Below are 13,990 nucleotides of genomic sequence, written 5' to 3'. Positions count from 1 at the left end.
GCTTCACCTCAGTCCTTTCCGGTGAGGACATGGGCAATTGCGACCTTCTTTCTTCCATCGGATGTGGCGGTGTCGGTTCGAACAAATTCAACCCGCTGCATGGTCATTTAACAAGCGGCTTTGAGCGGACGGTTGTTGAATCATCAAAGGCCTAGCGTTCGCCGGCTGGGCAAGCTGACCTTTGGAACGGTCGGAAATCCATTTCTTTTCGCTTTTATCCGGGTTAAATTAACCGGCATGGTCTCCGGCGGGCGGAGGCTTTCAGGTCTGAATATATGGTGGTCGGATGCGAAACGAGGGTCGGTCGGCGGGAAACCCGAATGCGGCGGTTGCGGCGCCGTTGTGGGAGCTTGTCCGCCTGAGCGATTATCGCCTGCCCAAGGCCAGCGGCGCTAACGTGGCACGCTTGAAGTGGGCTTCGTTCAAGCGTTTCTTTCTGCGTCTTGAAACGGAAAAGTTGCCGCCCTTAAAGAAGGAGAGTGAACTGCAATCCTTGCCGCAGGCGCATCTTGACCGTGTGGTACAGGAGATCGATTGGGGGTGTGCGGCCGACGCGTTCGATAAGGCGATAGACTGGCAGGCGCGCCTTCCTCTTGGGACATGTTCAGTCAAATTCATCGTCGGACCGCCTTACGCCGGACATAGCCAAATGTTGACAACATGGGCGCGCCGGAACGGTGCGCATCAAATCGATCCGCCTTCGCCCGAGCAAATTCTGGACGCTTCGTCGGCTTGGTTTAAAAATTGGCCTGAACCCGGAAAATTATGGGTGTTACCGCATTTGGAGTCCTGTTATCTGCGCCATGCGCAAGGACTCAAATTAATACGGCCGTTGTTCGAAAAGGTTTTCGGGGGAGAACTGGTCAACGGAGTCATCGCTTGCGATAGTTGGGCATGGGTTTATTTACAGCGCGTTTGGCCTATTCCGGAATGGGATGTTTTAACGCTACAAGGATTTGACGGAGCACGTCTTAGCCGTCTGTTTTTTGATTTGGCCGTCGACAGCGAGCTTGCCTTTAAAAATGCCGGTAACGGCAAAATCATAACGCTGGATTCGCCCGGCGCAGAGCCTGAAACCAGCCCCGAATTGAGTCAGATCGCCGTTTATTGCCGCGGCAACGTCGGTCTTGCCAGAATGTATTGGCGGGAAAGATTGAAGGCGGAACCGGAGAGTCAAGACCAAAATCCGCCGCACTCGGAAGCGCGCAGCGTTTGGGTGGCCGATATGCCTAAGGAACCCGTATTGCCCGGTAATAAAGATGAAGACATGGCCTTCATTCTTCACGCGTTGCTTTTGCATAACGGCTTGTCCGAAGACATCCTGACTCGGCTTCTTCCTCTGTCGCATCACCGGATCGTGTCTTTATTATTGTGCTTAAAAGACATGGGTATCGTTTGTCTGCGACATGAATGCTGGCAAATCACGGCGCTGGGATATATCCCGGTGCGTGATTATTTGCGTTCTCGCGATTATATGCCTGACGGTTTCTAGCAAGGAGTGTCATGGATAACCGGCAGCTTGCAAAAATCTTCAAATCTCCGGACAGCAGCACGATTTTGGAGCTGCTGTTGATCGTCGTCGGTACTAGCCTGCTGATCATAAGCACGCAAAAATTGTTACCCTGGCTCGCCAATCGCTTGCACGGCAAGCCTCGCTTCTTTTTGCTGGCGATGGTGCCGTTTCTACGCTTGTTATTCGTCGTCGCGTCCATCCTGTTGGTCATACCGCGCGTGATCGAGCCTTCGGTGCAAAACATGATCGCGGTGCTTGGCTCACTCGGCCTGGCCTTGGGATTTGCGCTAAAGGATTATGCCTCCAGCCTGATTGCGGGTGTGGTTGCGGTCGCGGAAAGACCTTATCGCAATGGCGATTGGATCGAAATAAACGGTGTATACGGGGAAGTTAGCCACGTCGGCATACGCACGCTGCAGATTGTTACCCCGGATGATTCGGTTGTCACTATCCCGCATTTAAAACTATGGAACCAAGCCGTTACCAATGCCAATAACGGAACGCCGAAACTGCAATGTGCCGCCGACTTCTACTTGCACCCCGATCATGATGCCGCCCAAATTGTAGAGTTATTACAGGATGTCGCTTTGACCAGCCCATATCTTCGTTACGATGAGCCGGTTTTGGTTGTCGTGCGGGAATATCCTTGGGGAACACAGTATCGGCTCAAGGCCTATCCGATCGATCCGCGCCAGCAGTTTCGCTTCATCTCCGATTTGACTGTCAGAGGGAAGCAGGAGTTAAGAGCCGCGGGAGCGGTGTTTTCTTCGGTACCGACAACCGTGAGCGGAATACCCCGCGCAAACAGTGGGGATAATTGATAAGGGCCGCATAAAATACCTTGCGTCATCGCCGGTGCTTGAAATAGAAGGTTATGCCCCGACTCGATGTAATGACGGTTTTGACCGATCTAACTTATCCGGAGGCCATCAAGCAAGCCGACCGGACCTCTGCCGGCGGCAGGCAAACGACCTTGTTGAACAAATAATGGCTGGCTTTATCCGCCTGCTTTCAGCCAATCACGATTCGAGTAAACTTTCCAAAGCTCTAATCAATACGACATATGCCAACAAGTTGACCGGCGTTGTTTTCTGATTCTCAAGATAGATTTTTTGGTAGCGGTCGAGGCGAGACTTGTTTACCTGATGTTCAAGATAATCCGAACAGGACTTTATGTTATTGAACAACATCTTTTTAATGAGCTCTGCGGTAAATTGTTGAATATCGCCTTGCAGAGTATTGCAGACGGTTTTAACCCAATAATCTCGCAGAGGTGTTTGGTTTAACGGCTGTTGGATCTGGCGTATCCCCAATGTTTTGTCAATGTCGTCCAGCAGCGCGCCTATCACCGCAAAGTCTGTTTGAGTTTCGTTGACTAGCGCGGCCATGAACAGGAAGTCCTTAAGATGGCTAATGATAGCCGATGTTTTCGCCAGGTCGCCCGGAATGCCGGCTTGTTGATAATGATCGATCAGTCTATTTAGATTGTCCCCGGCTTGTCGAACGATATAGTTTTCATAGTGTTTCAAAAGTTGCCGATAATTGCCTATGGTTTCGTCGCTAGGGTATATGCCGGCATGGTGCGCGACCGACCACCGGCAAAAGCCGGCCAAAATTTTTTCGAGTCCGAGTAAAACTTGATATTGAGTCTCCGCTTCAACCCGATTATCCAAATGCTGGATCGCCAGTCTGATCGAATTTGCCTGAAGCACCTGGTCGAAGGTCAAGTAAGCATTGATGAAGTCCAATATGTTGTTGTTTTCATTATCGTCCTGGATCAGGAAACCGCAGCCGGCTTGGTTGATGATCAAATTGCTGATGGCGGTCGCTTTTATTTGATTGGCTAAGGGATGCTGGTCGAAGTGCGCTCCGAACCCATGTGCCAACGCGTCGGGAAAATAACAATGCAGAGAGCAGGCATAACAGGCATTTTGAAATAGATTGATTTGATTTTCTATTGTTTCCGTAAGATACATTTTGCTTGCCGACATTAATACGGCCAGCTCGGGGCGGGTCAAGGTTTGCCCCGGACGCTCCTGTATTTCTTTGTTCGGCGGAAATGACTCGACTGCCCGGTCTAAAAATCCGGCCGCTTCCAGCTTATCGGCAAGCTGTATGAATTTCGCCGGAGTTTCCGCGCATCGACGTTGATCCAACGACAAACACAGACTCTGGGCGATGTTGTCCGCCAGTACCGATTGACAGACGGCATCGGTCATATCGATGAACAGGCTTTGATAATCGGCTATGAGCTGTTTTTTCTGCAAGTCCGCCAGTAATATTTTTAAGTTGACTTCGTGATCGGAGGTGTCCACGCCGGCGGAATTATCGACTGCATCGGTGTTGATGCGTCCGCCGAGCAAGCTAAATTCGATACGGGCTTGTTGGGTAAAGCCCAAATTCGCCCCTTCACCTACGATTTTGGCGCCAACGTCGCAAGCGTCGACGCGCACGTTGTCGTTATTACGGTCGCCGACGTCTTCATGCTTTTCCGAGCTTGCTTTTACATAAGTGCCTATGCCGCCTAGCCACAATAACTCGACGGGCGCTTTTAAGAGATGCTGGATCAGGCTTTCTCCATCGATGGATTTGTAACGGATGCCTAACCATTTTTTCAATTCCGGGGAGACCGGAATATCCTTGTCGGTTCTCGCAAACACGCCGCCGCCTGCGGAAATCAGACTGCGGTCATAGTCATCCCAGCTGGACCCGGCGAGTTCGAACAAGCGCTGCCGCTCTTTGAAAGCGTGGTCGGTTTCGGCTGGATTGGGATCGATGAAGATATGTTGGCCGCTAAATGCCGCCAAAAGCCGAATATACGGCGACAATAACATGCCGTTGCCGAATACGTCCCCGTCCATGCTGCCGATACCGACGACTGTAAACGGTTCTGCTTGAATGTTTTTACCCAATTCGCGGAAATGCCGTTTCACGCATTCCCAGGCGCCCCGGGCCGTGATACCCAACGCTTTGTGGTCATAGCCGTGCGAACCGCCGCTGGCAAACGCGTCGCCGAGCCAAAACTGATAATCGGTGGCAATGCCGTTGGCGATATCCGAGAATTTGGCCGTGCCTTTGTCGGCGGCGACAACCAAATAAGGGTCGGGATCGTCATGCACGACTATGTCCTTGGGGTGAACGACTTTGCCGTCGTGGTAATTGTCGGTCAAATCGAGCAAGCCCCGAATTAGCCGGATATAGGCTTTCTTCCCGGCTTCCCTGAAGTTTTGCGAGGTTTTGTTTAGCTTTACCACAAAGCCGCCCTTGGAGCCCGTTGGGATAATCAAGGCGTTTTTGCTAATTTGGGTCTGCATGAGGTCCAAGATTTCGGTTCTGAAATCATCGACTCTGTCCGACCAACGAATACCGCCGCGAGAGACTTTTCCACCGCGCAGATGTATCCCTTCCATATCGACACCATGCACGTAAATCTCGTATTGGGGCTTAGGCGGCCGCATCTCGATCACGCCCAGGCTATTGATTTTAATCGCAATAAAATAATCGTCTTGCCAGCGGCGCTGATGGAAGTTACTTCTAACAGTAGCGTCTATCAGGTTGAAAATAACGCGTAAGATACGATCGTCGTTAATATTTTCGACCGCCGCTATATTTTCCAGGAGCTGCAGGCGCAACGGAAACGAGGCTTGTTCTTCCCTGTCCATTGAGTCTTGCCAATCGGGATTCGGTCTAAAGCGCGCCTCGAAATAATCAAACAGGCTGCGCGAGACCGACGGATTGTTAATCATTGCATGGTGAATGCTATCTTTCGTGGTCCAATGATCTAGTTGAAGATAGTAGTTTCGGTAGGTACGCAGCACATCGCATTCCTGCCAAGTCATGCCGGTCAACAGGGTCAAACGGTTGATCGCATCGTTTTCGGCCTTTCCGTCCATGACGGATTGAATGGCATCCACTAATGGCGACTTTACCTGATCGAACGGTTTACATTCGTCGGCAGCCGCTCTGACGGTAAAACTCTTGATCGTTATCTGCTTGGCTTGAACCGACAAGCTAAACTGCACCTGGTCCATGACCCGCAAGTGCATGTTTTCAAGTACGGGGATAAACTCGTCCAGATAGCGCTGCCGTTCACTGTAAAAATGCAGGCGATAGTTAGGCTGGTTTTCGTCCGGTTCCACCAGGCTGACGTTGGTTTGATCAGGACCGCTTAACTGCTCCAATTGCAGAATATCGTTGAAGGCGCGTTGGGGCGTAATCAGGGACTGATAATCCGGCGGAAAGGACCGATGATATTTTTGCCATAACGATAGTCCGGTTTCTCTTTCTAAAGTATGCTCGGTTAATTCTTTTAGCGCTTCCGACCATGAATTAATCGGTGTTTGCATGGTTAGCATCCTGTCGGTTGGGCGTCCCGTTGGCGCGGGTTATTTTAAATATTTGATAATTTCCAACACGTTGCACTCATTTTGCCGAGTATAGGTGACGGAATCCATCATCGAACGGATGAAAAAAAGTCCCATGCCGTTCTCTTTGGGATGGTCAAAATCGGGCGTTGGCACGGTATCCAAATCGAATCCCTGCCCGTGATCGTATACTTTAATTACGAGTGCGTTTTCCTGCAGATGTATCGTTATCTTGACGGTGTTTTCCTTAGGATTGCTGTCGTTAGCGTGTTTTATGACGTTGGCGGTCGCCTCAGTTAATACCAGGTTTAGTTGATAGGCTAAAGCTTCCCTATCGCCGGTAAAATCGTCCAATTCCTTGGCTATACGTTCTCCGATACTACCGATTAAATCCAAATATTTCGTGTGCGTTGGAATCACAACGTCCACATGTATAACTGAGGTATGCATAGCATTTCTCTATAGTTAAGTAGTAAGCGCTTCATCGACATCCGTATAAATTTCAAATACCCGGTTGAGTCTGGTTAATTCGAACATCGACAGTACTTGCTGTTGGATGTTGGCTAAAGCGAATTGCCCCGATTTCATGGCCATATGCTTATGGCCGGACAATAGAGCTCCCAAACCGGAGCTGTCGATGAATCGGACGTGTGTCAGCCTTACGATGACGTGTTTTTCACCGTTTTCTATCATCTCCAGCAAATATTCTTTTAATTCGCTGGAGTTATGTGCGTCGATCCGTTCGTCGTGTATAGTCAGGACGCTAAAGTCGTTTATTTTTTCCAGATTCGATTTCATGGTTTTCTCTGAAATTACAGGATTTGATTCACACTCGATCAGAGTCTAGCACTAACTCGATAAATTATTCCATCGACACAAGGGGTGCACGATTTCCGAAAATTCTTGTCTGAAATTAACGATTGGATGTAATGTCAGAGCGGCGATTGAATTTTGTTGAAGCGACACCGTCGGAATAAAAACTGTTTTACACCTGAGACGAGGTAGATCATATGAGTACGGTTAAGTTCGATAGTATTGGGCAATATCTTCTCGATCGGCTGTATGCAACGGGCGTTAAGCACGTTTTCGGCGTGCCGGGAGATTATGTCCTCGGCTTTTACGATCTGATGTATAAAAGTCCGATTTCCCACATCGGTACCACCAGAGAAGATTGCGCCGCTTTTGCCGCGGACGGTTACGCGCGTTGCTCGGGGATAGGCGCATTGGCGGTGACATACGGGGTCGGGGCGCTTAATACCGTGAATGCCATAGCCGGGGCTTATGCGGAGTCGTCTCCGGTCGTTGTGATCAGCGGCGCGCCGGGCGTGCGCGAACAAAGCGATGATCCTTTAATTCATCATCGCTTCGGTCCGTTCACGTTCCAGCGTGAAATTTTCGAACGCATCACCTGCGCGGCGGTGGTGTTGAATGATCCTGTGATCGCTTTTCGGCAGATCGATCATGCCATATCAGCCGCAAAAAGGTTTTGCAAGCCGGTCTATATCGAAATCCCGCGCGACTTGGTGTTGGCGGAGGGATATCCCTTGCCCACCGAGACCGCCGAACGATTCACCAGCGATATGACCGCATTATCGGAGGCGGTCGCCGAAAGTCTTGAATTAATGGCGAAAGCGGCGTCGCCGGCGGTAATCGCCGGCGTTGAATTGCACCGCCGTGGATTGCAGGAAACCTTGCTGGAACTGGTTGATCGCGCGGGATTGCCTGTGGCCGCGACAATGACGGGTAAGTCCGTGATTGCCGAGCGCCATCCGGCTTATCTGGGTATCTACGAGGGCGCGCTGGGTTCCGAATATACGCGTTACGTGGTCGAGCAATCCGATTTATTGCTGATGCTGGGGGTAACCCTGAATGACATCGACACCGGCATTTACACGGCGAAGCTGGACCCGCAGCAGATGATCCGCGCCGCCCAGAATGAAGTAGTGATCAGCTCCCATCGATATCCTAAGATTTTACTCGGCGATTTCTTAACGGCATTGGTCGGTTCCGTACAAACTCGCGTTGAGAAATTCAAGTCGGAAACGCTTGCGATAACCGCAGGCGGATTTCCCGCTTCCAACCGGCCCATTACGACGGACCGATTAATCGGACGCCTCAATCAGGCGCTTAGTCATGAGTTCATCGTCGTATGCGATGTGGGCGACTGTTTATTCGCGGCGATCGATTTGCAGGTGCATGAACAAACCGAATTCCTGTCCTCCAGTTATTACGCCTCCATGGGCTTTGCGATGCCGGCCGCTCTGGGCGCGCAAATCGCCAGTCCGAAACGGCGCGCGCTTGTTTTAGTAGGCGACGGCGCCTTTCAAATGACCGGTACGGAGCTCGCCACACATGCCCGATTCGGCCTGGCTCCAATTGTCGTCGTGTTCAATAATCGCGGATACAGCACGGAGCGTAGCATATTGGAAGGACCGTTCAACGATATCAGCGAATGGCGCTTCGATCGTCTGGGCGAAGTCTTTGGGCCGTTACAAGGCTTTGATGCGGCGACAGAAGAAGAGTTTGAACAGGCGTTGCTGAAGGCATTAGCAAACCGCAGCATGCCTAGTATTATCAATGTGCATTTGGCCTCCGATGACGCTTCGCCGGCAATGAGACGATTGGCGGAACATTTGCAATCCAGGGTCAGAGGCTGATATCAGTCCACTACCGGTATCCTGTATGCATAGGCTAATCGATACGCTTTCATTCAATATGCTGATCATCCGGTTCGACGAACCGAATGATCAGACCGTTTCACCCCACATCGTTCAGGCGAATACGGCGGTTGCGAATCTTCTAGGTTATAGCAAACAAGAGCTGATCGGCCTCACGCTTGAAACCGTGTTATCGACCAGAGCATCGTCTTTTTGGGAAGCGGTTCATAGCAAACAGGTGAATACCGAGACGGATAGCTGTTTCGGCGTAGAGATCATCACCAAGCGGCATCAAAGTTTCCAGGCGCTGGTGTCGATTTCGTTTTTGCCGCAAGCATGTGACGCTTATTCCGAAGCGATCCTGTTAATTCAGGCCATCAAGCCCGGAAACGACTTTTTAGTCATGCGCAGAGTCATCGCGCAAAGCGCCAGTGCGATGATGATCACCGATGCGTCGGGGCGCATACAGTATGTCAATCCCAGATTCTCGGAAATGAGCGGATATTCGGCCGACGAATTGCTCGGGCAAAAACCCACCATGCTGCAATCCGGAAACATGACGGAGGAGTTCTACCAATCGATGTGGGATGCCTTGGTTACTACCGGGGCGTGGCATGGAGAAATTCTAAACAAACATAAAAAAGGACATAACTACTGGGTCTATGAAAGCGTCAGTGCGATCAAGAATAGCGCCGGCGAAATCACCCATTTTCTGGCCGTTGAAGAAGACGTTACGCATCGCAAGGAAGTGGATATGGCTTTGGCCGAAAGCGAAGAACGCTTTAGGCAAATGGCCGATATTTCCGGGGAATGGTTGTGGGAGCAAGATCCCAAGGGCTATTACACTTATAGCAGTGTGGCGGTTAATCAAATTCTAGGATTCAGCCAGGACGAAATCATAGGAAAGCATTACACCGAGTTACTAACGCCCCAGGATAAGGAAAGCCAGACGAATTTTTCAACGAGCGAACAGTCCTTTTCGGCTTTACTGAATCATTACCGGCATAAAGACGGACATCAAGTCATCACCGAATCGACCGGTTTGCCTATCACGGATAAAAAAGGCAATTTGTTGAAATGGCGCGGGGTCGATCGCGATATCAGCGCGAGAGTTCGCTTTCAAAACGCACTGATCGACTCTGAAAAGCGTACCCGGCTGATTATCGAGAGTTCGCTTAACGCCATTGTGATTATGGATTCTTACGGCATCATCACCGATTGGAATCGGCAAGCGGAAGTCATGTTCGGCTGGACCGCCGCAGAAGCCGTTGGCCGGCGCCTGGACGAATTGATTATTCCCGAACGTTTTCATCGGAAGCATCGCGAAGGTCTGCAAACCTTTTTAGAGACGGGCGCCGGTCCCATATTGAATCGACAAATCGAGCATATCGCGAAAAGGCGGGACGGCCGCGAATTTCCGGTCGAATTAAGCGTATCGCCGCTGAAACTGGGCAATGCCTATATCTTCAGTGGATTCATTCACGATATTTCCAGCCGAAAGGCTGCGGAGCAAAAAATTCGTCAGGCTCAAGTCGACTTGGCGGTCGCGCAGAATGAAATCAAAATTGCCCAGCAAATTCAGGCCAATCTATCGCCCGGGTCGGCAATCCAAACCAAAGATTTCGAAGTCACGGGCTTTTGTCTGCCGGCCGACAAAGTCGGAGGCGATTACTACGATTACTTTTATCGCGACGACACACTTTTGGACTTGGTTATCGCCGACGTGTCGGGCCATTCAATCGGCCCCGGCTTATTCATGGTGGAAACCCGCAGCGCGTTGCGGGTACAGAATAATCCTGCGATAAAGCCGGCGGAAACCTTGTCCATTTTAAATAATTTTCTGTTCAAGGATTTAGACCAAGCGGACTATTTCATAAGCCTGTTTTATATGCAAATGGATCTTGCCCGGCAACAAATCACCTATTCGAATGCCGGCCATCCTCCGCCGTTGCTATTTAACCGGTTTACCGGCAAGTTCATGGAGTTGGATACGGATGGATTGATAGTCGGCGTTGTACCCCATGTAGACTTCGAGCAAAAAAACGTTCGGCTGACCGAGGGTGACATCATCTTGTTGTATACCGATGGAATTATCGAAGCGGAAAATCCGGATCGCGAGTTCTTCGGAATCGAGCGGGTTAAAGCGATTCTGCGCGAGCATGCCTCTGACAGTCCGCAAGCGATTATTAACGCTTTGTTTACCAGCCTACAGCAATTTTGCCAAGCAGCGGTTTTCAACGACGACATCACCTTAATGGTGCTGAAATGGCGGTGATGATCGCTTGAATCGATTGATTTACGATCCCTTCGGCTGAAAGATATCGTTAAACAAAACCTGATGCTTTCAGTGACCGGCTTTATCAAGTAAAACGTGCTGCTCAGTACTATCTTCGCTCCAAATGGTAACGACCCAAATTTCGCTTATTTGGCATAGAGGCATAATATATACTAACGAAAACGCTATTCTTATCTTAGAATCATAAATCGATTGAACACGTTATAAAGATAGACAGCGTTACACGATTAAACTCCGCGCCTTTAGAACGATTACCGGCGCGAACTTTAGCGCTCCCGCTTTTAAATGTTGATACCTGATGATCATTAGCATACTCAACCAAAAAGGAGGCGTCGGCAAGACAACGCTTTCCGTGAATTTGGCCGCGGCTTTGACCCTGGCCGGCAGCAAGACCTTGCTTATAGATGCCGATCCGCAAGGGAGCGCGCTCGATTGGCAAGCCGCTCGAAAGGAGAAGAGTTTATTTACCGTCGTCGGAATGGCGAAACCGGTTCTGCACAAGGATGTGCCTGAGCTGGCCGCGAGTTACGACTACGTCATTATCGACGGCCCTCCGCGAGTAAACGATTTAGCGCGTTCCGCCCTGATGGCCAGCGATGTCGTCCTAATACCGGTACAACCGTCACCGTATGACGTTTGGGCTGCCGACGAAATAGTTAAACTCATAGACGAAGTTTCGATTTATAAAGCGGGCCTGAAAAGGGCGTTCATCATAACCCGGAGAATTCCCAATACCGCGATAGGGCGCGACGCGGCCGATGTGCTTAAAGATTACCCTATCCCGTTATTGAGGACCATCATCGGGCAGCGTGTGATTTATGCCGAAAGCGCGGCATTGGGGTTATGTGTTTTAGAAGCCGATGCGAAAAGTGCCGCTAGCAACGAAATTCGATCGCTTCTGAACGAATTACAGGAATTGTAAGCACCAGCCAAGGAAAACCCTTGCTGATCATCCGAATCAGAACCGGAATGAGTACTCGCAATCAGTCGACTTACATTATCTGTTCATCCTGCCGGAATGAAAACAACAATGCTTGATAAACACCGGCGCGCAACCGCCCGGATTAGGGACTGAATGGCCGTGACGGATACAAATTCGCTTTTCGCTTAGCGTAAACGCTACCGAGCGTTGGGCCGAACTACAAAACACTCATTGGTCGATAATGAAAGACGATAACTGCGTTACCAGCAATGTCTTGGCTCTTGAATTGGATGGTGCCACATTATCGAACTAACGGGGCCCGCTGAAACAATTTGCATTGAAATTTAGGGTGTGATAGAAAATTTCCCGTAGATCGTTACATCGTCTACGTCTATCCGTTTGAACATTTAAAACAACACAACAAACGTTCAAATCTTATCGTTAAGTATGATAGCTATTACAATGAGGAGACATACAATGAAAAAATTTCTTTTAACCCTGGCTGCTTTGGCTTTAGTTGGCCTAATGCCATCCCTATCGGTTGCCGGCGAATCGGATACCTGCAAAGGTTGCCACAACGGTTCGGTTGCTCCCGGCATCGACGCGTTAAAAGCTAAATTCAAAACCGCTGACGAGTTAGTTGCCGGTGCTAAAAGTTCTCAAAACCCCATGATGAAACCCATCCAGGCTGACGAAGCGAAATTAAAAGCGGCTGCGGCGGAAATCGTGAAATAACGGGCTGGATCACTCAACTCAATAACCACAAAACCGGATACAAGCTAAAGAGGATCGAGCGAGGAAAAAGCTGCGTTCGGGCGGGAGCCTCGGAAACAAAGTGTTTTTCCTGATGAAATCCCTTTGATTTTCAGTATTCGTTTTGCGTTTTTGGCCCAAAATGCATGCTGTAGCGCATTTTGGGCTGCAAACAGGCAGATTCATCCCCTTACTTAAAAGTCCGCAGTTTGATTCGGTGCATGAAGGCTAGACTTCGTTCGCTTGGGTTATCCTTTAATATTACGGGCCGTTCAGCGAATCCAGGTCCCATTGGATATGACGGAGGCGGCGGTTCAATTCAAAGCCTTAGGTGTCGAATTGCAAGAAGCGGATAAGCCCGGCCGACAGGTGCCGGCCGGATCGAGAGCTCAATGCTAAGAATTTCCTCCGTTTGTTGATCTTCTCGTTGCTAGAAGCGTAACCAGGCCTGAAAGCATAAACCAAGCGGAACCCGGCAGAGGTACTGCTGAGGTGCCGATCACAACCGAACTGTCCAAATACTGAACGTTGAAGCGGATGTTCGGATCGAAGCCGACAGCCAGGACGTTATCGAAAATACCGCTTAACGTGCCCGGATTGAAAGTCATGATAGTGAAAAAGTCATTGATATCGGGATTAAATCCGGCAAAACTGGATATTTGTAGCGTACCGCCTAGTTCCACTTGGCCCGAGGTATTTCCAGTGATCGCCAGGGTGTCGAAGTTCGATAACGATGCCAGATCGAAGTCCAAAACACCGCCATTGCCTTGACGGAAGATGCTATTGCTATCGAAATTGAAGGTTAACTGACCGACAGCGTTGTCATTTCCCGCAGCGATGAGGCCGTCGTTACGAAAAATATTACCTGAGCCATTAATGTCAAATGTGCCGGTGCCTTCCAATTGCCCTTCATTAATCACAATTTGGTTGGAAGCGGTTGTTTGGAACACTGCGTCAGTAGCAACACGTATGAGTCCTTGATTGGCAAAGCCGCTCGAAGTAGCGTTACCGTTTAATAATAATGTGCCCAACTGCACATCGACGCTGCCGGTATTATTGAAGGCGGTGCTGACCGTGGTAATGCCGGTGCCGCCGGTTTTGCTGAAAGTGCCGGCGTTGTTGAAGGCGGGTGCGCCGGGAATATTATCGATATCGCCGTAACCGGTCGCCGTGATGGTGTTGTTGGCCTGTGCGGTCCAGGTTGCGCCGGCAACATTGTCGATCCGGCCGGAACCGCCGGTGTTGGTCGGATTTAGATTGAGATTGCCGCCGGACCAAGTCACGCTACCTTCGTTACGCAGCACGCGGCCGGCATCCAAATCGATAGCGCCGCTACTAATCGTCGTGGTGCCTTGCAAGGTTGTGGTGCCGCTGCCGGAATGCGTGCCGCCGGTGAAATCGGCGGTGTCGGTGACGGTCAGATCGCCACCGTTGACGAGCCCTCCGGTTTGATTCAGATTGGCGGTATGCCAGCTTTGGTTCAGA

General features: G+C 50.3%; 10 protein-coding genes. 6 read left to right on the top strand and 4 right to left on the bottom strand.

Annotated elements, in window-relative coordinates; genetic code table 11:
• Positions 1 to 286 precede the first annotated feature (286 nt).
• Both ACW73I_RS19985 and ACW73I_RS19980 read left to right on the top strand, forming a co-directional pair.
• Positions 287 to 1,492 (top strand): hypothetical protein, encoded by a 1,206-nt coding sequence (locus ACW73I_RS19985; RefSeq protein WP_458031250.1) that lies wholly within the window; start codon positions 287 to 289, stop codon positions 1,490 to 1,492.
• Between the two features lie 11 nt (positions 1,493 to 1,503).
• Positions 1,504 to 2,334, top strand: a complete 831-nt coding sequence (locus tag ACW73I_RS19980; RefSeq protein WP_458031249.1) for a mechanosensitive ion channel family protein — start codon at positions 1,504 to 1,506, stop codon at positions 2,332 to 2,334.
• 198 nt (positions 2,335 to 2,532) lie between these two features.
• On the opposite strand, the gene ACW73I_RS19975 is transcribed toward ACW73I_RS19980, so the two are convergent.
• Genes ACW73I_RS19975 through ACW73I_RS19965 form a run of 3 tightly spaced genes read right to left on the bottom strand, consistent with a single transcriptional unit; the run spans position 2,533 to position 6,675 of the window.
• On the bottom strand, positions 2,533 to 5,859 hold the full coding sequence (locus tag ACW73I_RS19975; protein ID WP_458031248.1) for an NAD-glutamate dehydrogenase domain-containing protein: 3,327 nt from the start codon (positions 5,857 to 5,859) through the stop codon (positions 2,533 to 2,535).
• 39 nt (positions 5,860 to 5,898) lie between these two features.
• Positions 5,899 to 6,327 (bottom strand): ATP-binding protein, encoded by a 429-nt coding sequence (locus ACW73I_RS19970; RefSeq protein ID WP_458031247.1) that lies wholly within the window; start codon positions 6,325 to 6,327, stop codon positions 5,899 to 5,901.
• A gap of 15 nt (positions 6,328 to 6,342) precedes the next feature.
• Entirely contained in the window at positions 6,343 to 6,675 is a 333-nt protein-coding gene (locus ACW73I_RS19965) for an STAS domain-containing protein (RefSeq protein ID WP_458031245.1), read from the bottom strand.
• 212 nt (positions 6,676 to 6,887) lie between these two features.
• Here ACW73I_RS19965 and ACW73I_RS19960 point away from each other — a divergent pair, with 212 nt between their 5' ends.
• From ACW73I_RS19960 to ACW73I_RS19945, 4 genes are all read left to right on the top strand, one after another.
• A complete protein-coding gene (locus ACW73I_RS19960; protein ID WP_458031243.1) occupies positions 6,888 to 8,534 on the top strand; it encodes an alpha-keto acid decarboxylase family protein in 1,647 nt (548 codons plus the stop codon).
• A gap of 25 nt (positions 8,535 to 8,559) precedes the next feature.
• A complete protein-coding gene (locus tag ACW73I_RS19955; protein WP_458031242.1) occupies positions 8,560 to 10,809 on the top strand; it encodes a PAS domain S-box protein in 2,250 nt (749 codons plus the stop codon).
• A 319-nt stretch (positions 10,810 to 11,128) separates the two neighbouring features.
• Positions 11,129 to 11,752, top strand: coding sequence for a ParA family partition ATPase (gene parA / locus ACW73I_RS19950; RefSeq protein WP_458031240.1), 624 nt, complete (start codon positions 11,129 to 11,131; stop codon positions 11,750 to 11,752).
• Between the two features lie 477 nt (positions 11,753 to 12,229).
• Complete coding sequence (locus tag ACW73I_RS19945; protein ID WP_458031239.1) at positions 12,230 to 12,487, top strand: hypothetical protein; 258 nt, start codon at positions 12,230 to 12,232, stop codon at positions 12,485 to 12,487.
• 413 nt (positions 12,488 to 12,900) lie between these two features.
• Here ACW73I_RS19945 and ACW73I_RS19940 read toward each other — a convergent pair.
• On the bottom strand, positions 12,901 to 13,990 hold a 1,090-nt coding region (locus ACW73I_RS19940), incomplete at its 5' end, for a hypothetical protein (RefSeq protein WP_458031238.1).

It is taken from the genome of Methylomonas sp. MgM2, assembly GCF_054172045.1.
This window is presented reverse-complemented; position numbering and strand designations above follow the sequence as displayed.